The 19,729-nt window shown below is 58.8% G+C and carries 16 protein-coding genes and 3 pseudogenes; 5 read left to right on the top strand and 14 right to left on the bottom strand.

Going from position 1 to position 19,729, the window contains the following annotated elements:
• Positions 1–235: 235 nt before the first annotated feature.
• From IVA93_RS31730 to IVA93_RS31740, 3 genes are read right to left on the bottom strand one after another with little or no spacing between them, the layout of a single operon-like run.
• Complete coding sequence (locus tag IVA93_RS31730; protein ID WP_247789394.1) at positions 236–1,402, bottom strand: MBL fold metallo-hydrolase; 1,167 nt, start codon at positions 1,400–1,402, stop codon at positions 236–238.
• A complete protein-coding gene (locus IVA93_RS31735; protein ID WP_247456447.1) occupies positions 1,353–1,952 on the bottom strand; it encodes a hypothetical protein in 600 nt (199 codons plus the stop codon). Before IVA93_RS31735 ends, IVA93_RS31730 begins: the two co-directional genes overlap by 50 nt.
• Positions 1,936–2,649 carry a hypothetical protein gene (locus IVA93_RS31740; RefSeq protein WP_247456448.1) on the bottom strand — a complete coding sequence of 238 codons (714 nt, stop codon included), beginning with the start codon at positions 2,647–2,649 and terminating at the stop codon, positions 1,936–1,938. The genes IVA93_RS31735 and IVA93_RS31740 overlap by 17 nt, the downstream gene beginning before the upstream one ends.
• Before the next feature lie 194 nt (positions 2,650–2,843).
• Here IVA93_RS31740 and IVA93_RS31745 point away from each other — a divergent pair, with 194 nt between their 5' ends.
• From IVA93_RS31745 to sugE, 3 genes are all read left to right on the top strand, one after another.
• Entirely contained in the window at positions 2,844–3,515 is a 672-nt protein-coding gene (locus tag IVA93_RS31745) for a recombinase family protein (RefSeq protein ID WP_247456450.1), read from the top strand.
• Positions 3,516–5,153: 1,638 nt separating this feature from the next.
• A complete protein-coding gene (locus IVA93_RS31750) occupies positions 5,154–5,861 on the top strand; it encodes an SPASM domain-containing protein (protein WP_245288498.1) in 708 nt (235 codons plus the stop codon).
• Between the two features lie 115 nt (positions 5,862–5,976).
• Positions 5,977–6,291, top strand: coding sequence for a quaternary ammonium compound efflux SMR transporter SugE (gene sugE, locus IVA93_RS31755; RefSeq protein ID WP_018458212.1), 315 nt, complete (start codon positions 5,977–5,979; stop codon positions 6,289–6,291).
• On the opposite strand, the pseudogene IVA93_RS41360 reads toward sugE, so the two are convergent.
• From IVA93_RS41360 to IVA93_RS31765, 4 genes and pseudogenes are all read right to left on the bottom strand, one after another.
• A pseudogene (locus IVA93_RS41360) lies at positions 6,288–6,420 on the bottom strand (inorganic phosphate transporter); the annotation flags it as partial. The gene sugE and the pseudogene IVA93_RS41360 sit on opposite strands and share 4 nt — an antisense overlap.
• A 77-nt stretch (positions 6,421–6,497) precedes the next feature.
• Positions 6,498–6,642, bottom strand: a pseudogene (locus IVA93_RS41365) (inorganic phosphate transporter); the annotation flags it as partial.
• A gap of 1,488 nt (positions 6,643–8,130) precedes the next feature.
• Positions 8,131–8,652 carry a thermonuclease family protein gene (locus IVA93_RS31760; protein ID WP_247789396.1) on the bottom strand — a complete coding sequence of 174 codons (522 nt, stop codon included), beginning with the start codon at positions 8,650–8,652 and terminating at the stop codon, positions 8,131–8,133.
• A 447-nt stretch (positions 8,653–9,099) separates the two neighbouring features.
• Positions 9,100–9,846, bottom strand: coding sequence for an energy-coupling factor ABC transporter permease (locus IVA93_RS31765; RefSeq protein ID WP_247789398.1), 747 nt, complete (start codon positions 9,844–9,846; stop codon positions 9,100–9,102).
• Between the two features lie 712 nt (positions 9,847–10,558).
• Here IVA93_RS31765 and IVA93_RS31770 point away from each other — a divergent pair.
• Entirely contained in the window at positions 10,559–11,398 is an 840-nt protein-coding gene (locus IVA93_RS31770) for an RMD1 family protein (RefSeq protein ID WP_524536874.1), read from the top strand.
• Positions 11,399–12,313: 915 nt separating this feature from the next.
• Here the strand turns inward: IVA93_RS31770 and IVA93_RS31775 are convergent.
• The 5 genes from IVA93_RS31775 to nifW all read right to left on the bottom strand — a co-directional run bounded on the left by IVA93_RS31775 (position 12,314) and on the right by nifW (position 17,586).
• Positions 12,314–12,613 carry a hypothetical protein gene (locus tag IVA93_RS31775; RefSeq protein ID WP_247789399.1) on the bottom strand — a complete coding sequence of 100 codons (300 nt, stop codon included), beginning with the start codon at positions 12,611–12,613 and terminating at the stop codon, positions 12,314–12,316.
• A gap of 697 nt (positions 12,614–13,310) precedes the next feature.
• Entirely contained in the window at positions 13,311–13,607 is a 297-nt protein-coding gene (locus tag IVA93_RS31780) for a ferredoxin family protein (RefSeq protein ID WP_083926516.1), read from the bottom strand.
• A 41-nt stretch (positions 13,608–13,648) separates the two neighbouring features.
• Positions 13,649–14,956: an FAD-binding protein gene (locus tag IVA93_RS31785; protein WP_247285953.1), complete on the bottom strand. Its 1,308-nt coding sequence runs from the start codon at positions 14,954–14,956 to the stop codon at positions 13,649–13,651.
• Between the two features lie 11 nt (positions 14,957–14,967).
• Positions 14,968–16,083 carry an electron transfer flavoprotein subunit alpha/FixB family protein gene (locus tag IVA93_RS31790; RefSeq protein ID WP_524536850.1) on the bottom strand — a complete coding sequence of 372 codons (1,116 nt, stop codon included), beginning with the start codon at positions 16,081–16,083 and terminating at the stop codon, positions 14,968–14,970.
• A 1,170-nt stretch (positions 16,084–17,253) separates the two neighbouring features.
• Complete coding sequence (gene nifW, locus IVA93_RS31795; protein WP_247336454.1) at positions 17,254–17,586, bottom strand: nitrogenase stabilizing/protective protein NifW; 333 nt, start codon at positions 17,584–17,586, stop codon at positions 17,254–17,256.
• Positions 17,587–17,706: 120 nt separating this feature from the next.
• Here nifW and IVA93_RS41370 point away from each other — a divergent pair, with 120 nt between their 5' ends.
• Positions 17,707–17,859 (top strand): hypothetical protein, encoded by a 153-nt coding sequence (locus IVA93_RS41370; RefSeq protein ID WP_524536875.1) that lies wholly within the window; start codon positions 17,707–17,709, stop codon positions 17,857–17,859.
• 25 nt (positions 17,860–17,884) lie between these two features.
• Here IVA93_RS41370 and IVA93_RS31800 read toward each other — a convergent pair.
• Both IVA93_RS31800 and IVA93_RS31805 read right to left on the bottom strand, forming a co-directional pair.
• A pseudogene (locus IVA93_RS31800) lies at positions 17,885–18,370 on the bottom strand (hydroxymethylglutaryl-CoA lyase-like TIM-barrel protein); the annotation flags it as partial.
• A 586-nt stretch (positions 18,371–18,956) separates the two neighbouring features.
• A complete protein-coding gene (locus IVA93_RS31805) occupies positions 18,957–19,685 on the bottom strand; it encodes a nitrogen fixation protein NifQ (protein ID WP_247410331.1) in 729 nt (242 codons plus the stop codon).
• Positions 19,686–19,729: the final 44 nt, after the last annotated feature.

Raw genomic sequence — 19,729 nt, forward strand, 5'->3', positions numbered from 1 at the left:
CGATCATTCCGATGTCGGGGCTTATAAAGCAAGACTGGACACGAACGCGACCCGCGCCCTCAACATGCCCAGGATTGAAGCAATTTCTCTAACTTATTGATGTATATGATACAGTTGGGTGGGTACTGCCAACCGCGAGCCTCGGGATTGATAAACCTAAAGAATTTGTGCCTCGACGGGGCTGCTTTGTAGCAGGGCTTTGTACTGAACAAAAGCGCTCATCAGGTCCAAATGCTTACGACGTCTTCGCGCTGCGACGCCGTCTCAGTAACTCGCTTAACCGACAGGCAGCCCCAAAAAGCTCCACGGCCCACTCATGCCCCTGCTGCTTTCGAAGCCTCACAAACCCAGACTCGGCCTGCAAGCTATGCACCTTTATGTTGTTGGTTCGAAGGAAGGTTTGCACACTCGGGTGTCTTTTCTTCGGGCGTGTGCCCCCTTCGTCAGAGGTTGCAAAGGCGCGCTGCGCCAAGCCTGTTATTGTCTTGACACCATCCGTACTTGGTAGCCGACCGCGACCCCGCCTCCACGGCGTCAACACAGCGATTGGATCGCTCTCCACCATATCCTGCCAGACGTTGGGATTGTGTCCGGTCATGGAGCCATGATGGGGCACCTTGTAAACCTGCGCCTTGGCCCCGAAGGGGGTAGCCGAGTTAGCACGTAGCACTGCCCCCCAGCCCGAGCTGACCTTGCTGTTCTCCAAATCGGCCCCGAGGAGTAGTACGGCATCTCCTATCTCAACAAGAGACGCTATCGAGATTTCATTAGGGCTTGGGCTGCCGAGGGAGCCCTTTTGCTTTCCCGCCGACGGCATTTGGGCCGCGATGCGGATCAAAAAATCCAAGTGGTCACCGTGAGAAGGCGAGAGCGCAACTAACCGGAACGGGGCGCCGTGAGCCAGTTGCTGACCTGCCACCTGGTGCACCAGCATATTCTGGCTCGCGACACCGAAGGTGGGTAGGCCGGCCCTCTTCCGTTTAAGCAGTTCTTCGAGGATTTGAGAGAACTCTCCAGCCTTGTGGCCCGCAATAGCGGTCTTGTTCTTAGAAAGCCTCTGCACGAACTTTATGAATTCGTGGCTGGTCAGAGCGGATGCGATCCAAATCGACGCGTTAGGACAAGCAGCGACTAATTCCGAAATCCCTTTGCAATGATCATCGTGCCAGTGAGTCACAATGACTCGCTCGACGACAGAGCTGGCGTCTAGACCAAGTTGCTTAAAATAATGGAGGGCCGCCGGTCCGGGAATGCCGGGGTAGCTGCAAGAGTCGATGACAAACCAGCGGTTGCTACCGAAATGAACGATAATGCACTCGCCAAAGTTCGGCCCGAAAATCGTTACCTCAACCTCATCCGGCGCTGGCGGCCCGATCTTCGCTAGCTCCGAAAATGGCATCATGCAGCTCGCTTGCTTCCCGATCCGCTTCTGACATCTCTCGCGCCGTCCAGATAGGAAGGCGGCGCACAATAACTCTCGCAAATCGCTCCTTGCGCCCAGACGCGTAGGAGTACCCTATAATCCAGCGAAAAATCGCGCCCGGCCGAAGCAAAGCCTGATCTGCTTCCGTAACATCATCCAACGGCAGCTCGACTTCTTCGGCTTCTTCCGTGTCGCCCGCTGTAATGTCGACGAGACGCGCTATGACAAGCCTTCCTTGGATTTGTACAACACGTCCCTCCCACTCCTGCAGAGTAATCTCGCGAGGTGCGATGCGGACATGGGATTGGGGAAACCTTAGAGGACGGATGCCCACTTCCTCAGGCGCAGGAAGATCTGCGCGCGGGTCAATGTCCTCACTGCCTACGCTAGTGTTGTCTACACTTTGGTTGCGTAGAATGAGAGCTCGCTTCTTCTGCCGGTACTTTACGGCGTCAGCGTCAAAGGTGACGCGAAGGGCCTTGCCATTTGTTGGACTGCTGGAACTCTCAAATTCAGTTTGCATCGACATCCACAATGCTCATCAGGTGATCAAACCAATGCTCGGCCTGCTCAATAGCGTCGTGCCACATCTCTGACACTAGCTCTGCGGCTGCTCTACCGTCGTTGGGCTCGCCTTTAACAGTCAAATCGAAATGGTTATTAACTGAGCCGAAAACACCATCCGGGACATCCCCGCGTACGGATGGTTCGACCTTGAACTGGATGTACCCGGCGCGTCCGTCTTTCCGTATCTTACGCCCTTCTCGCACAACTCCCTGTTCCATGACAAGGCTTCTTAAACCTCCGATACGTTTCCCAGTTGCCTCTGAGGTCCATTCTTCCCAAAACTGCTTCGGCGCAAGGGTGTCACCAATGAGATGCAGTTTTTCAGCGCTTCCTGCGGGGAAGTGAATTTCCCGGTTAATGCCTACCGCGCGAACTGGCGTCTCAGGTAGCATTTGAAAACAGCTCACAAAGAAATCATAGGCGGTGACTATGGGGTCTTTGTCAGTGGAGACCACGAACTGGCCTTGATCACAATGCAGCCGACCCCATGGAAATTGCAGGAGAACAAGCTCCGAGTGGATCACCTCAACGCGCATCTGCTCGCTGTCACTTCCAACGATCAGCTCCTTTTTGAGGAGCCAATCTGGCCGGAGGATCAGGGGGTTGAAGTGTCCTACAGCAACTATGGAAGACGAGGAAATCTGCGGTTTAATGCGCATCGCTTGGCATCCAGAACATCCGGTCCTTCCCCATTCGTACACGGATAGCTTGCTTGTAGCTTGCTCGCGTTAACAGCCTAGCAAAACCCGTGCAAGGAGGGTGGGAAATCGCAGCGGGGCGCCGATGAAGCCCTTGTCAAAAATCTAATCGGACGTATAGGTTCTTTACAGACCTGATCTGGAGGACCCTAGACGTGCCGGCAGCCCCCCTCGTCACCTACATTCGCGTCAGCACCTCGGGCCAAGGCCGCTCGGGTTTGGGCATCGAGGCCCAACGGCACGCCCTCTCCCACTTTGCGGCTTCCGAGGGATACGAAGTGGTCCGTGAGTTCGTTGAGGTGGAGACAGGAAAGGGGTCGGATGCCCTCGACCGCAGGCCGCAGCTCAAGGCCGCGCTGGCCGCCGCACGGAAACTCAGGTGCCACGTCGGTGTCGCGAAGCTCGACCGCTTGAGCCGCGATGTTCACTTCATCTCCGGCCTTATGGCTCACAAGGTGCCCTTCCTGGTCGCTGAGCTTGGGCCGGATGTTGACCCGTTCGTGCTGCACCTGTTCGCCGCGCTGGCCGAGAAGGAACGCTCACTGATTTCCACGCGCACCCGGCAAGCCCTCTCGGCCGCCAAGGCTCGCGGGGTCACGTTGGGCAATCCGAAGCTCCATGTGGCCCGCAGGAGTGGTGTGGATGCCGTGAAAGCCGAGGCAGACCGATACGCGGCGAACGTGCTGCCCATCATCCGTGAGGCACAGAAGGCCGGTGCGAGCACGCTGAGGCAGATTGCGGAGGCACTGAACGCTCGCGGTATCGCCACGGCACGCGGGGGGCAGTGGTACGCGCAAAGCGTCGCTAACATCCTTGAGCGGGCCTGAGACAAAGCCCCGCTGAATTTCTACGGGTCCCATCTGACGCACCGGGACCCTTTCCGAACACCCTAGCCACCCCGGTTTCAAATAGCGGGCTTCAAGGGGGAAAATGCAGTCAAGCTCGCGACTGCGGCGTCTGCCTTCGAACGAATGGGTCCCTTCTGCGACGCTGGGAATCCCCATGGGTCCCATCGGCCTCCATTGCCCCATACCTCTATTGTATTCGTTGGATAATCCCGAGAAGATCAAGGACTTAGCCGGTTTCGACCCGCACATATAGACCAAAGGGCGCCGTTGAGGGACTTGGCGGGCAATGCGTGCTCGACTACTCGTGATGGCTGAGAAGGATCGTGTGTGGGCCAAGCAAAGCGAAAGAGGCTGGGGCCGTGCCGGTGCGGGGTCGGGCCTTGTAGCTGTGGCGTGCTGTTGGACCAGCCAAGGCTTTCACAAGACGCATCAGCGGATCGATCTACACGACACGGGCGCAACCGGTCAGCGCGATGGTTGCTACATCCGAGCAGCATTTGCTGTAGAGAGCCCCTCCTCCCATGCGATTTACGTTCGGGCCGCTATCGCTGAACAATGCCGCGGAGATGCGCCGTGCAACAGCCTGGAAAGAAAAGCCCGAGGGACTCTGCTGTTCTCGGAACTTGTGAATAGGTTGTGGTCAGGCTCAATGAGGAGATTGTCATCGCGATCATGATATTACCGCGGCCTGAGGGCAAACATATACCAGGCAGGTGCCGATGATGAATCGAAGAGTTGTTCCCGGCTCGTGTAAACTCTCGTCGCAAGACTGGACGGGTGGCTCGCGACATGCGGAGCTCACATCTGTGAGCTTGCTGAAGAGAGGACTTCCCGGTCATATCGGCGCTCATCGGCAGATCGGCCCAATCCGTTGTGGTGCTTTCTGTCTGCGACTTTGTACCGTGCCGCCCCCCTGTTTTGCCGTGCGCGTCTTGATATAGATTCAAGGCGATGTTTATCAGCAAGAAGTCAGCACCTGCCGTCGCTGCGCGATGCCGACCATCATGATGACGTGGTGCTCGGGGCAGGCTACACCGTCGAGATTCATAAGAAAGCTGTCATTCAGCTCATTTTCGAGAGAGCTTGAATCGTACGTAGCGTCATATTGTACTCTATCGATTGCGTAGAGTTTCACTTCGGTCGCGCATTTGGGAGGACATTCATCGCGGACGTGTCGAGTTAAGGACAGTACCGCCAATGGCATGAGTGATGCTTCTTGGAATAAGCGAGACGTTAGACGAACCCCATCGACGGATGTGCATTCGGCAGCCGTCCATTCCTGCTGGACTGGGGTGTTATGGGAGAGAGCCGTGGCGCATCCTTCATCTACCGCGATCGCGCTTGCGACCATGCCGGGTCGCGCTGGTGGACGACGAATCGAGAACTGAAGCATGAGCGAACCGGCATGAGATGCAAATCGACGGTCCCCTCAATATCTCTTTGTTCCAAACGCGGAGCGCGGAAGTGGACAATATAGAATCGATGACTCCACAGGAGCTGCGCTCTGCAATCAGTGGCGGCAGGGTCTTGGAGATAACTACGACAACTGGCTGTGTCGTCGGATGTTCTTATTGTCCGCAAGACAAGTTTGCCGAACGGCAAAGAGCGATATCCGACGTGAAGCATCTTTCTCTCCAAGATTTCAAGCGATGTCTGGCGCGCGTACCAGCAGCCGTCGACATTAGCTTTTCCGGATATTCGGAGCCTTGGCTCAATCCGGCTTGCACCGAAATGGTTGAGCATGCCTATGCGTGTGGCCATGGAATCCGCATTTTCACAACCCTGGTAGGAATGAACGGGCGGGATCTAAGACGTTTGCGTGCGATGCAGTTCCGCGTTTTCCTAGTGCATGTTTTTGATGACGGCACGCACATGGATAGTGGTCTCGTCAAGCGCAACTATGTCGATTTGATGCGCCAACTTGTCGATGCCGACTTTTCATCGTTGCTCTTCATAGTCATGGGCGAGGTGCATCCCGACCTTGTCGGCATAATTCCTGACGAAGCGCTGGTTCGTTCGCGTCCGCCGCGCAGCAGGGCTGGCAACGGCGAGAAGATGGTTGGAGCGCGACAGCCAATCGTTGGAGCACTGACATGTCCTGACGAACGGCAATATCGTAATGTTCTTCTCCCAAACGGCGACGTTACTTTCTGCTGCATGGATTTTGAGCGACGACACGTTTTGGGCAACCTCCTCCGCGACAGGTACAAGGATCTCTTTGAGGGGGCAGCATTTTGCAACATTGCCGATCGCATGAACGGAACGGATGGCTTTCTGCTTTGTCGATCGTGTGAATTCGCCGAACCAATAACGTCGGAATGCTGATCTTTGAGAGAAGTTGACCTTTGCTCGAAGCGAATCGCGAGCCCTGGCAAGGATGGCGCTGCGCTCATCACCACATCAGCCGCAGGGACTACCCTGCCATGAACGGAGGGCCGCCATGGCCTGGAGCATTTTGTTGGCCGCCGGCCTGCTGGAGGTCGCCTGGGCAATCGGCCTCAAATACACGGAGGGCTTTACCAAGCCCGTTCCGTCCGTGCTCACGCTCGCGGCCATGGCCGGCAGCGTGATCCTGCTCGGCCTTGCTCTAAAGACGCTGCCCATTGGAACTGCTTATGCGGTCTGGACCGGCATCGGTGCGGTCGGCACCGCAGCGCTCGGGATCATCCTGTTCGGAGAACCGGCCGCCGCGTTTCGCCTTGCCAGCATCGGGTTGATCGTCGCCGGCATTGTCGGGCTGAAGCTCGTGTCCTAACGAAAACACCGAAAGCATTGACCCCACCAGTTCAGCGGCCGCAACGATCGCCGAGGCCGGCACGCTAATTCTCCAGGCATGGACCATCGAGCTGGCCACGTTCCAGCGCACCGCCGAGCGGCGCGGCGCCGACAGTGGCGCGGAAGTCGCCAAGAACAAAGAGGGATGCAAGGCCTCTGGGCCGAGACCACCTGGCCGCGACTTGGTCGTCACGCGAAAGCCCTAGTGCGGACGATACGCCAGCTGCCCATCAGGGGTCCCACCTGCATCGGTCTGGCACAATAGCACCACCCAGAACGGCACGAACAATTCGCTGCCCAGATCGCCGTGCGAATAGACCAGCAATGAAACCCAGCTATGGGGCTGATCTCGGGGAGACGGTTAAGAAAGGTCGCTTGCCGGAGTTATACGACGCCTGATCTCCGGAGCAGCAGGGGAGAAGATGCAGATCGGCAGATCGTGTTCGTTTGTTTCGGACCGCTTCCGACTATGCCGCGTCGGCATCATCAGGGACTGCCGACCCAGTTCAATTCCTAGATGGCAGAGGTGAGCTTGCGGTCTTTGACTGAGCTCAGCACTGCGCCTCGAATTAAGGTGCGACTTCATTGTGTGGTTGCAAAGAAGCTCGATCACCTAATCTCTTTCGCAGGAGCGTTCACTGAAATCATCGAACTGGCGGTGCCGGCGCTCGGCATTCGATTCGTGTTCGACCTCAAACCCGGGCTTGTTTGAGCAATGACCGCTATCGTCGGGTTGGTGACATCGCGATCGAAAAAGGCCAGGAGCTTGCATCGTGCCCGTCGGCACAGAGTCTGCACACCACTAGGTTATGGGAGCGACGCTGCGAGTTCAGTGGCTCACGCTTCGTTCTGGGACGCGCGCACTTCGCGTTCGGTAGGTGATATGCGATCTGACGTTCTTGTTGGGGTTGCTCATTCAGCGGATCTCCGGTCAGTCGTCAGCGAGCCGTGCTGTTTCCAACCGAACGAGCAGCTGCATTGTCTTCTGAGGCATTGTTGTGATCGGCGCCTGCAAGGCAGGTCCACACGTCTTTATCGCCGAAACCGCGCGTGTGGTGTTCAGCTTGTTACGCGCCCGGCCAAATTCTGGCGTAAATCGGAGCAGCCGTTGCTTGAAAAGGCAATCGCCGCCGATATCGCCAACAGCAGCGAAGTCCGGGAAGGGACCTATGCGGCGTTCCCGCGGCAAAGGGCCCAATTCGATTACCGTCCTTTCGATAGGCCCGCGGAGCCGGCGTTGAGCAAGCGCTCACACCGGCTCGCTGCATCAGATTTGAGTGCGAGTGTATGAGTTTTGGTGGGACGGCATCTGGCGACCTCTGGGAATCAGGCTGCGAGCCCTGGGCATGTCAAAACCTGAAAGTTTGCGTCGAATGGAGTGGAGGTCGGCTGCATCCCAAGCCTCATTCGTGTTGCCTACCGCGCCCAATGGTGCCTTGAACGCCACTGGCCTTCTTTCTTCCGCTCAACCTGTACCCGGCGAAACTGATTGTTTTCCGTGCCACGCCTTTGCTTTGTCCGGAGAGCCCGCCATTCTTCCGAGTAAATGCGGCTCTCTCACTCAAAAGGCGCCGCCTTGGCATGACTGCGAGTCCATGATTCCGAAGAATTAGGGCGAGAACCATGGCGTTCCTGTGGAGCTCGCGATTTTCTGTCTTGCGACTTTCGCGCTTACGAGAGCTTGAGACCATCTTACCCCTTTTGAGCACGGTGGCGCGGCAGTGGTAAGCTTGCTCACTCGCGGCCGACGCCAGCTCGCCCGTGACGGTCACTTTGTGCGGAACGACTCTGGCGTATATTCTGGTGTGAGGAATACCGGTCAAGGGTGAGCATTCGCGTCGTCAGAACAGCTGGCTGGTCCACCACCTAACCGAATGCACGCTCGATATAGCCAAGGTACGGCAAAGCTGCCCGCCCACAAGCCCAGTCCGCCACGATCGGCCGCGCGTTGCGCAGCATGGTATCGGCGCCTGGAGTATCGCTCCCAATCGAGCACGAGACCGTTGCGCACCAACCATTCTCCGAGATCGATGCCATCAGCTGAACAGATCGCCAATGTCCGTCCACACTCATCCTCCAGGACTGACAGACAACTGACTTCGCGCTCTGCAATGAAGGCTTCAAGATCGCTCGCGGCCATGAGGCCACATCGATAAGGATTGAGGTTGATATCTCGGCACATTTGAGACTTGTCCGGCGCGTCGATGCCCCAGAGCCTAACGCGTGTCCCGTGAATTTCAAGGGTGTCGGTGCTGATGACCTTTGCCGGCCCGGTCAATTCGCCGGCAAACACGATGCTGCACAGTGCGAGCGTGGTCAACACCACGATCAATCCATACATGGCGATCTTCTTTGTCGAACTGCGAACATTCCGGCCGAGTGCAGCAGAGCGTGCGAAGCCGCCGAACGGCGGTCCATCGCGCCTGTGCTGAGGAGGCTGCCAATGTTGCATGGATAAGCTCGTTCGACGGATGACTCGCAGTGTATCAGCAGCGCAAGACGCCCTCGTGTCCAACCTCGTCCCCGATGCTCTGCGACCAGGCTGCTGCCCTGAGCGCTTCCCGCCATTCCTCCACGTCGTGGCGGCAGTTCGCCTTCGCCACATCACCCACCAGCAGGTCGAAATCGGTAGTGCGCGTCCGATCGCCAGCGACCGGGCCGGCGCAGACGGCCGGCCGCAATTCGGCGAGAAATGATTTCCTGGTCGCCTTGTGCGGAATGAGCCTAAAGTCGGCCCCCTCGCGGATAACAGCGAGTGCGCGTCGCCCGGGATCGCGGCAGCCGGCTGCTATCGGGGAAAGCGTACGTATCGCTTGAGCAAAGCGGCCGAGATGGCGGCCATCGTTACTTTCGACCGCAACATGCCTTCTGGGAGCGGTAGGCGACAGATCCCCTCACACTCACGCCGCCCAATTTGTGTCCCGAGCGCCAGCGCAGCCAGATCAGCCAGCGGCTCGACCAAGGCCACAACTGCATAGTAAACCGCGAGCGATGCGACTTTACCGAGGTTGGCGGCGCCGAAGCCCGCGCGATAGAGCGCCAAAGACGCGATCCAGACAGCGATACCGGATTGATACGCAGTCGAGAGCGAAAGCGCCTTGCTGTACTGCAGATCGCGATAGGCAGCCTTGGATGGAATGAGGCGCTTGGCGAGCGCCTTGATCGCAAACAGCGGTATTAGAGGCGTCGTGACATTCATCCGATATTGCGGCAGGTCGGTCGGAACAAAGAGGACGCTTTGCAGCAAGGGGCCGAGCGCAAGACCTAAGGCCGCCGGCGCCGCGCCAAACAAGAGGAACAGCGTGGAGCCCAGGACGAGGTGCACTTCCGATGCCCAAACCGCAAAGTGCGGCAGGAATTCGAATAACGTGAACACAAGGCCCGTCGCGGCGATGGCTTGCACAGCAAATGACAGAGCGCGCCGCTCGTGTATGGCCTCGACCACAAGCTTGGCGACGACGCAGCCCATCGCAATGCCTGTCGCGCAGCTCAATACGAACTTGGCGCCTGTTGCTATTCCCGGTTCGATATGCACGGTCTCTAGTCCTTTCTGCCGTTGTACTCGGGCCTTGGCTCAAGAATTTGCCGCGACGTTCGTGTGGCTGACGGTTGGAAACGGCACTTCACCTTCCCCATCCTCGGTCCACGGGCAACTTGCTGTTTTCGCCCGATCGGACCAGGTCTGCACTCAGCCTTCGCTCGGTCTTTGCGACATTTCATAGCAACAGCTATGCCAGCGCCGCTGCCGCGGTTAAGGCTCTGATTGCGCTTTGAAAGCTTGTGCGGCGCCCAAGATCCGCCGTGTTCTGTAGCCGACATGCTCTGGAGGAAATTGAACACACATCGCGACCAGCTTTTTGATCAACCTGCGCCGTTCCAATCGATCATTTTCGCTCGCCCATTGAGGCGGAAATCCTGACGCCGCTGGCGCGAAGACACCGGTTCGGCATCAATCTTGCTCGACGTTGTTCGAGGAAGGCGCCTACGGCGCAGCCAAATGTGGCGGCCGGGGATCGTCGAATTCCTCGAAGAGCTTTGCTGGGCGTTCGATTGAGCTTGCGGGCAAGCATGCACGAACATGAAATAGAGACCACCCATCCAAACTCTGAAGCCGGCATTTGCTGGAGCTCAGCGTCATCTCTCAGCAACGCGCCCGGCAAATTCCGCTGCACCATCTGCGACGAAGTTCTGGACGTGTTTCTGGGGGAACGCTATCGCGTCGCAGTGGCGCCAAACCGGATGCTAAAGTGAACATGGATCAACTTACGCCCGGTAAGGCTGTGGTCTCCGGACAGACGGCGGCCGCCTCGGTGCTGCGCATTCGGGCAGTCATGCTGGGAGATCGTATCAACCCGTCGGCTCTGGAAATCGGAACGCTGGTGTCCTCGACGCCGGTCGCTTTCCGCATTCATGCGGGCCTTGTCGTGGTCTTCCGCTATGGCGTTGTAGTGCTCATCGGACTGTCGCCCTCCGAAGAAACCGCTCTGATCGAAACCCTGATGCCGCGCGTCATTGGTGAACTCACCTCCTGTGAGGAGGATAGCGCGCAGGCGCAGCTCTGCAACGACCAGAGCGCTGAGGTCATCCTGCCGGGCGGGCGGATTTGTCTTAGAAATTTTAGTGACGATCGGCTGCTGCTGATCGCCGATACGCTAGCCAAGAGCACGGCGCTGGAGCGAGATGAGCGCCGTGTCGCCGCGGTGTTCGACGTGATCGAACCCTTTGCACGCGAACTGGCCGAGCGCGGCCGGACGCCGCGGGGCCGCAAGGGCATTCTCCAACTGATCGGCAATGCGCTCCTGGTCGAGCAGCGCGTCGCGGGCCGCATCGCGATTGCCGAAAAGCCCGACGCACTCTGGGAGAAGCCGGAACTCGAGCGGCTCTATGCGCGTCTGAAAGACGAATACGAACTGAAGGAGCGTCTTGAGATGCTTGAGCGCAAGCTGTCGGCCATCTCCGGAACGGCTAACGCACTGACGGACATTATCGACACACGGCGCTCGCTGCGTCTTGAGTGGGTTATAGTCGTGCTGATCGTGATGGAAGTTGCGATCGGATGCTTTCAGATTATTGCAGCAGGTCACTGACGTGCCGCTGGCCGCAGCGCGTGAGGCGCCTTCGTGGGGGTTTGAGCAGGCCTACTGACCGACCTGGCCGGCATTGACGTGGGACGCGCCGTTCGGCCGTACTCAGCTGCGGATTTCGGCTGTGTCTTCGGCGTGCTCGTGGACACGACGTTCGGCGAAAGCCGGTGCGGCTCGCGAAGACAGCGAATAGCCGACGCGAGTTCGGCGTATTTCTCGGCCTCGAGCAAGGATAGGGGGTTTATGGCAGACGCTCGGCGGAGCGTTCATGTCGACGATCCAGCGCCACCCAAGAAGGCCCTTTCGCCCAATTTGCAGCGGGCCGCCACTCAGCTTTTCTGCTATTCTCGACTCGCTCGCGGAAAACTTGCCAGGGCCGCGGCTCCCAGGGCGCAGCCAGCGACTACCGAAACAAGGGCTGTCGATTTCACCAGGACGCCTCACCGAGTTGAGCGACCGCCTTTCGCCGCTTTGGCACATCGCCGCGGCTCGGTCGATCCTGCCGTGATTTCCCTTGCATGGCTGTTAGCGAACGGTTCCATGATCCGCCAGCGGGCAAACGCGCGCTGCAACTGAACATGAAAGCTCAGAGTGCGGATCTCGTCCTCGCTAACGCGAAGGTCACCGAGCTTGACGCGGCCGGGGACTGCGAGCGGGCATGCATAGCGGCTCCGCGCCAGCGATAAACGGGAAACGGATGACAAAGGAGCTACGCCGCGAATTTCGAGGCGGTTTTGACCTCGCAAGCAGGCGCCGAGATTTTCTGACGTCCCCATCCGCTCTGGACATTCAATCTTGCAGGACTGTCCCTCAAAGCGCCCTGGACACTCACGCACGCTCGGCAGCTGCTCTTAAATCCGCGTCCGAACCGATCCCGGCCTGGCGATCCTTCGCTGATCGTTCAGGAGCCCGGCGAGCCTAGAGGCCTTCAAGGACTCCTTCGAGCCGCTGTTCGCGAATGATTGCGGCCAGTAGCGAAACGGCCTCCTCCCGATCGACGGTGAAGCAGACGTCAGGCGCTCGCTCAACCAACAGGTCCAGCAAGGTCGGAAGGTCAGCAACGTGGTGGCGTAAGGTCGAGACCACATCATTTGCGAGATAGGTCGCGAAATCAGCATTCGGCGGCGGATCAAAGTCCAAGTCGACCTCGGCGCGCTTCTCGATCGCATGTCGTATCAACTCGCCCTGCCGTCTTGCATTCATCGGGAGCATGAACACCGCACAGCGAGCTTCTCGCGCGGCAAGCTTCTCAGTTCGGCCATGCGGGCCTGGATGTCGCCCACCGAACTCTCACGGCGTGCCTCTGCTCGCCGCGCGTTAGCGGCTGCCCTCCTCTTTTGTAATCGAACCATCGTCATGCTCTCCGGCCGACCATATATCCCGGCGATACAGGCGAATGAAAGGGCACAATTGTGTGCTGCATGCACGCAGCCCACCTGACGAATGCGCAACCGGCGGCTGCGCGAAGGAGTCGCAAATCGCTAATTTTGTGATCCGCCGTGCTTGTCTAGTCTACAAGGCGCTCGATGGCACCTTGTCGGGTCGGCGGCTATGGCGAAGCGAAATCCTGCTTCCAGCGTTCCGTTTGAGGTGATAGGCAGCGTTGCGAGGCAGTGGCGGCAGGCGGATCGCCGCGAACTCCAAGAAGGACGAAACCGGCCAGATTTTGGGGAAGAGAACCAGGATCGGTCGATCCGAGATGGACGACCTATTCCCGCCAATGCGTTGCGCCCTGTTTCGGATCCGGCTCGCTTTGGGTATCTCCGGGCATATTGTAGCGGAACCTGGGAAGGGCCCGCCCGGTAGATGGAAAGATCGGGACTCGATTGAATCAGGCGAAATCTCAAACTCGCGCGTGATCTCGTTGTACCGCCACAACGCCGCAGCCTTGCCAATCAGCCCCTACCCCGAAGCTTTAACCAAATTTGAATAGCACACCGTAACCGCCACGTGGGTAGCTCCACTCGATATCACCACTTTCTTCGCAGATCACCCGGCAGGTGCCGCACTCGACACACCCGTCGACTGTCACCTCAACATGACCTTTATCGCTGAGCTCGTAGCACCGTGCAGGGCAGGCCTTCAGCATCGATAAGAGCCGCGACGAAGGTGTGGTGTGCGGCCGCACCTTGATATGGGCGCGGCCGGAATCAACGAGATAGCGGTTGTAGAATAGTTTGTCTTCGACACGTCGGGATGGCTCGCTCGGCATTGTTTCTGGCTCCGTCGTTCGTCGTTGTCTTTGGTTTATGATCACCGCCAGGCCCGGGCAATGCGCAGGGCATCGCTGAACAATCCACTCCACGACCGCGCCTTGATGAACGAGCTCAGCATCAGCTTCTCTTTCTCAAGCTTTGGTGTGCCGTCGACGCGCACGTAATCCTGCATCGCCTTGGAGAAGAGCTGCGGATATGTGAGAAAGAAGTTCTGCGAGTGGGTGTGCATCAGTGCCGGCATATCCTTGTACTTCTTCAGGTCCTTGATCACGAAGGATTCATTCAGGAGTTTTTTGTAAAGCGAAAGATTTTTGGCCGTCATCGGATCATTTCGCGATTTGATAAGACAGATCGCTTCCGCGGCGATACGGCCCGACGTCATCGCCAGATTGGACCCCTCGCGATGGATGGCGTTGTTGAGCTGGGCGGCGTCTCCGACAACGACCCAGCCCTCACCACAAAGCTGCGGGATCGCTCTGTATCCACCTTCGGGGATCAAATGCGCGGAATATTCCTTTACTTCCGAACCCTCGATCAACGGCGCGACGGACGGGTGACGCTTGAAGCCCTCGAGAAGGCCGTAAGGCGTCTCGCCAGTACGCTGGAAATCGGCAACAAGACAGCCGATACCGAGCGATATGCATTCCTTGTTGGAATAGATGAAGCCCATACCGGTCATGCCGCGGGAGATGGTTCCGGCGGCTTCGATGACGAGCCCCTCGTCGCCTTTGAGATTGAAGCGAGCATCGATTGTCTCGCGCGACAGGAAATGCATCTCCTTGACCGCGAGTGCGACCTTGTCCGGTTTCGGCCGCCCTCTTAAGCCCGCACCCGTCCCGAGCACTCCGTTTACCCCCTCGGCCAGCACGACGACATCTGCATGGATTTCACCCCCATCTCGGTCTGTGCGCACCCCGACGACCCTCCCATGGGAATCCTGGAGGAGCTCGGTCACCGTGGTCTCGCACAGCACCGTGGCGCCGGCCTCGCGGACCTTCTGCGAGAACCATTTGTCGAACTGCGCGCGGATGATGGTGTAGCGGTTCGGCTTCTCCTCGTTGAAATCATCGGAGCGATAGTGAATCCCCGTGTGCGAACGCTCGTCCACGATCCAGAAGCGTTGCTCGACGAGATGCCGCTCAAGCGGTGCATCTTCTCGGAAATTCGGGATCAGCTTCTCCAGCATGTCGGCATAGAGGATAGCGCCTTGCACGTTCTTCGACCCCGAATACTCGCCGCGCTCCAGCTGCAGCACTTTTAGGCCCCGCTCGGCCATGGTAAGCGCTGCCGCATTCCCGCCCATCCCAGCACCGACGACGATCGCGTCGAATCTTTCCTCGATCATAACAAGCTCCCCTAGCCAGCGATGCGGTCGTGCGAGTGCGGCGACAGCTGCGCGCGGAATGCAGAGGTCAACGCGGGCAACAGTCGAATGGCGTCGGTGACGATGCCGATATGGGCGAAGTCGAAGATCGGAGCGTGCTTGTCGGTGTTGATGGCAACGATGAGGTCGCCCCCCTCCACGCCAACGCGATGCTGGATCGCGCCGGAAATACCGGCCGCGATATAGAGCTTTGGCCGAATGGTTTTCCCGGTCTGGCCGATTTGACGGTCCGAGGTGACCCAGCCCTTCTGGACCAGCGGCCGCGAGCAGCCATATTCGGCGCCAAGCACGTCCGCGAGCTGCTGTACCAGTTGGAAGTTCTCAGGCGATCCCAGACCGAGCCCTCCAGCGACGACCACGTCGGCATAGGCAAGGTTGGACTTTGTAGAATCGCGGTCCGGGAGGAACGACAGCACTTTTGTGACGATATCTTCCTCTACAAGCCCGAGCGGATGCGAGATGACGCGCCAGACGGCGCCGGTCACGCGCTCGGGCATCGGCATCACGCGCGGACGGACGGTTGCCATCTGTGGACGATAGTTCAGTGTGTAGATCGTGCACAATAGTGAGCCGCCAAACGTCGGCCGGGTCGCTGCAAGCGAGCCGTCGGCATCGACATCGAGCTCGGTGCAGTCGGCGGTTAGACCGGTGAGCAGTGTGGTGGCCACTGAGCCGGCGAGGTCGCGGCCCAGTGTAGTTGCCCCTAGGAGTAGGATTTCCGGCTTGTACGTATTGACCAGCTCTGACAGGGCCTTGGTGTAGGATTCATTGCGATAATCGGCCAAGAGATCATCCGCGACGATATAGGCAAGATCGGCGCCGTAGCAGAAGGATTCGGCGACCGCCTGCTGCGTTGTCTCCCCGACCGGGCCGATGACAACCGCGACGAGGTCAACGTTGAGCTTGTCGGCGAGCCGGCGGCCGGCACCCATCAGCTCCCAGGAGACGGGGTGCACTATCCCGCGTTCCTGCTCGATGAAGACCCAGACGTGCCTATAAGCCTTGAATCGTTCGGGCAGCTCCCTCTTGGTCGCCGCGCGACCACCACCCGGGGCCGGAGCTGCGCTTTTGGGTGCGGTGCTCATCATCTGTACTCCCATCCGTGTTCAGTAGCGGCTCGCCAGCGAAGCGTGCTCCGCCTCCAGCTTTGAATTCGCGGGTGAAGATTGCTTCAGTTAAAGTTCGGCCGCGTGCCCGCCGCCATTTTTTCAACACTGCCTGGCAGCAGCGCGGGGCCCAGACACCCGTTGCTGGACCTTGATCGACGAGCCAGGAAGCACGCGCTTGGGCGTTCTTTCCCGGTTCGGCATTCTGGGTCACCGTTTGGCAATGGAACTAGTGAGGCACGCAACCGCGCGGTCACTCGATCCGATCGATTGTTCCCCCTCATCTTCGAGATGCAACCGAGCTGGAACAGACCGAGGACCTGCCAGAGGCTCGGCTGGTCCCATTGCCGGCCGCGAGCTTGCCGGTGAAAACGCGATCCATTACTCCGAATGCCCTCGCAATATTTCCGATTGCAGCGACACGCCCGCAACTCTTGGCGAGGGCACGAGGGCCGGCGGTGAAGCCGCCCGTCAACGGCGCCGCGCGACCAGCGCCGGAGAGCAAGGGCGCCGCCCGGAAAACCTCGGCCATAGATCGGCCAGCGGGAGTGATTTCGTCGACGAATCTTTGGCGCGGATCAAGCGCAGCTTTCAGCTCAGCCGGGCCGGAATATGCAACCATCGCTTTGGCGTCGCGACGTATCATTGTGTCGACAGGCAGCGCGCGCGAAACTGCGCGGCGTCAAAAACAAACTCGATGCGGACCAAGATGTGCATTCCTTTCTCCAGACTAGCTGAGTAAATGTCAGCAATTGTCGTACCAATTGCGCAGACGATGAAAATTGACCGCCAATACAGAATCTTACTGAAGGAAATCGGATTGGCAGCCCCTCACGAGGATCGGAACATTCGGCACCGTGCTGGACCCGTGTCCAGAATGCGACAAAAGACAGTCATCCGCATCTTGGTGCTCTTTCCTCGCCAAATATGTGCTCCCCGCTGCCGGCGTACCATTGCAGGAGATAGGTGCACCATGGGCACCAGCTTGAAACGACGGAAATATCAGCGCTGAGCCGTGATTGGCTCTTAGGGAGCCGAGTGTCCAAGCTGCGGACCCGCGGCCGTAACTGCAACTTGCGTTTGAATTTGACGCCCTGGGTGGTTGGCAGGTTCTCTGGACCTTCACGCTCCAGAGCACGATATAAACTGAATTCACTCCAAAGAACCGAGCTGCACCAATGCTCGATGCTTGTTCGATTGTGGTGCGGCCGCATCCTTCAAGACCTTGAACACGCGCTGTTCGATCGGGGAGGAGGTGACGAAATCGGCATAGGCGCGCTCGAGCGTGGCCTTGCAACGCGAGGCGATGTCAGGATCGGATGCACCGGTAAACTCTTCGCCCGCGAGATATTCACCCATGCGACGCAGAATATGAAGCCGCGCCACGTCGATGATTTTCGCATCGTACTCGACGCCGAGCAGTGCAAAAAACTCCTCTGCCGCGGAGGCCTTGTTCAATTGCGAAAGGATCCCGTCCGTCGTCATTCTCAACCTCCATCTAGATCCGCGACCAGAAGCCGTCCTGGCCCGAATGTTCCAACCTGATCGCGCGAAGCGCATGGCTGACCACCTGATCGCCCTCCGTTGAGGAGCGATCTCTCATGAATGTCGCGCCACATCGCCACCACCTTCCTCGGAAACCGGGCCTTTGTGCTCGACGGCATGCTTACGGACGCGCGCGAGAGTGGTTTGGGTTTCGTCGGCGGTGACCGAAAGCTGCAAGTCGGACAACAGCGAAGTGATAGCGGCAAGCTCTGAATGCTCGCCGATCACAATGCGGTGGGTCGATCAGGAAGTTGACATCGGCACGCGAGGAGTCTTCGCCACCTAGCGCGACACCCAGTCCCTTGTCGCGAGCGTGGGCCACGACGCGCTTCACCCGCTCCAGCACGGCCAAACGGCGCCACCGAGTTTCGCCGCAATCTGCGCGTCCGACGATGGAATCGATAGGATTACCATCGAAACACCGGCCTCGATCTCCGCATCGACATCCGCGGGTTTTATCTGGCACCCGCCGATGATCGTGGCCGCGAGGCCAGCTTCGGCGACCGCTCGGATCGCGGCAATCTCTTCCTGACCCATCGCCGGCGTGCCGGCCTCGATCTCCGTGACTCCGGCCGCGGCCAGCGACACGCGCCATCGAGACATTTTCCGGTGTCGCGAAGGCCACGCCCGGTGTCTGTTCGCCGTCGCGCAAGGTGGTGTCATTAAGGACTATGGACCTCGACTGATCTTTGTCGGGCGCGGTGATTGCGGCAGCTAACGCCATCAGCGGCTCCGTAGGTTTATGCCGGAAGCTTTACAGCAACTGCTGTGCCAAACCGCTCGAATTCCCGAGAACTTGTGAATGACGTCGAATTTCAGATTAGTCCGGTGTGTCGCAAATCCGCCAGGGTGGAAACGGCGGAGTGCAGGTCCGGTGCGCTTGCGACCGAGCTGAAGGCAGGCGCCGAGCTTGGAAGCTTGGCGGCCGGGCAACGGTTCGGGCCTGACCTCAAGCTGCAACACTTCGGGGAAAGGCGCGTGCATCCCGGCGCTGATCGAAGAGGATTCTTGAGCCATCCGGTCGTCCAACCACAAGTCGTCGTTCGTAAAACGTCAGCGGGCGCGATCGAGAGGGCGGATGTTGGCCTCGATCGCGCGTCAACATAGAACATTTTGGCGGTAAATGTGACGGTCGCATCCACCAGTTATCAAGCCCGATGATCAGGCGCCGCCGCGTCCTGCTTAGGCTGCCTGCGCGAAGTTGTTTACCCGGTGTCTTTTCAAACCCTCAGTCCGGTCATGTGACCGTTGGCCGAAAGCTGGTCCGATACACCGGGACTCGCGCCGAGGAGCGGGCATCCAATATGAGCTCAGCCCTGCGAACTTCGGATGGCTTGGACGGAGTCATCGAGACGACGCAGATGATCCCGCCGGCGTCCGGCCATCCGGCTCTCCCCGCTCTCCTCGCCGAAGCAAAGATCAAAATCATTGCATTCCGTGCAGACCGGCGTGGTACACATCACCAGACCGTCATCTTCGCATAGCGTGCGATAGAAGAAGCGCTTCCACCGCATGTTCTTGGTGTTGCGAGCCGCCAGCGGCCTGAAATGGCGCATCAGGAGGCGGGACAATTCGTCCCGCTCCCGCAGACCGAGATCTTCCCACAGGTGATTAGGCTCCATGGCGCGCCGCGCGATCATCGTCGCGAGCCAGCCGCCGACCTCTCCATGAGTGGAACGTTGCGCAAGCAGGAGGTCTAGCACCATAATCGTCTCGTCAGGAGCCGGTAACGCGGACTGTTCGCGCCAGGTACAACTCCTGATCGGCGTCGATGGAAAGTATTGCACCAACAGCGCATCGAGCTCCTGGTTAGTCAAGCCGGCCCGTTCGGGAAGTTGGCCGCCATCCATAGCGGATGCGGCGAGAACGCAAGCGAGCACATGGCGATCGAAATCGTTATCGTCGCTGATGTCGACTTCTGTTGGATGGCGCCCGGTCAGAAGCCCGTAGAGCTCACTCGCATCGCGCTGCTCGGTGACGTGAGCTGCTGATACAGGAGATGACACTGTATTGGCAAATTCGCTTTGTGTGCCAATCATAAAGGTCCCGCAGTGGACGATGTCGGCCTTCCCCGGTCGAGAAG

The sequence above is a fragment of the Bradyrhizobium sp. 155 genome (assembly GCF_023101105.1).
GTDB classification, from domain to species: Bacteria; Pseudomonadota; Alphaproteobacteria; order Rhizobiales; family Xanthobacteraceae; genus Bradyrhizobium; species Bradyrhizobium canariense_D.

What these genes read in the sequence shown, in the direction of transcription:
- IVA93_RS31730 (WP_247789394.1), bottom strand. Translation starts at nt 1,402, where the DNA reads ATGATGCCATTTTCGGAGCTAGCGAAGATCGGGCCGCCAGCGCCGGAT.
- IVA93_RS31735 (WP_247456447.1), bottom strand. Translation starts at nt 1,952, where the DNA reads ATGTCGATGCAAACTGAATTTGAGAGTTCCAGCAGTCCAACAAATGGC.
- IVA93_RS31740 (WP_247456448.1), bottom strand. Translation starts at nt 2,649, where the DNA reads ATGCGCATTAAACCGCAGATTTCCTCGTCTTCCATAGTTGCTGTAGGA.
- sugE (WP_018458212.1), top strand. Translation starts at nt 5,977, where the DNA reads ATGGCCTGGAGCATTTTGTTGGCCGCCGGCCTGCTGGAGGTCGCCTGG.
- IVA93_RS31760 (WP_247789396.1), bottom strand. Translation starts at nt 8,652, where the DNA reads ATGTATGGATTGATCGTGGTGTTGACCACGCTCGCACTGTGCAGCATC.
- IVA93_RS31780 (WP_083926516.1), bottom strand. Translation starts at nt 13,607, where the DNA reads ATGCCGAGCGAGCCATCCCGACGTGTCGAAGACAAACTATTCTACAAC.
- IVA93_RS31785 (WP_247285953.1), bottom strand. Translation starts at nt 14,956, where the DNA reads ATGATCGAGGAAAGATTCGACGCGATCGTCGTCGGTGCTGGGATGGGC.
- IVA93_RS31790 (WP_524536850.1), bottom strand. Translation starts at nt 16,083, where the DNA reads ATGATGAGCACCGCACCCAAAAGCGCAGCTCCGGCCCCGGGTGGTGGT.
- nifW (WP_247336454.1), bottom strand. Translation starts at nt 17,586, where the DNA reads ATGACGACGGACGGGATCCTTTCGCAATTGAACAAGGCCTCCGCGGCA.
- IVA93_RS41370 (WP_524536875.1), top strand. Translation starts at nt 17,707, where the DNA reads ATGTCGCGCCACATCGCCACCACCTTCCTCGGAAACCGGGCCTTTGTG.
- IVA93_RS31805 (WP_247410331.1), bottom strand. Translation starts at nt 19,685, where the DNA reads ATGATTGGCACACAAAGCGAATTTGCCAATACAGTGTCATCTCCTGTA.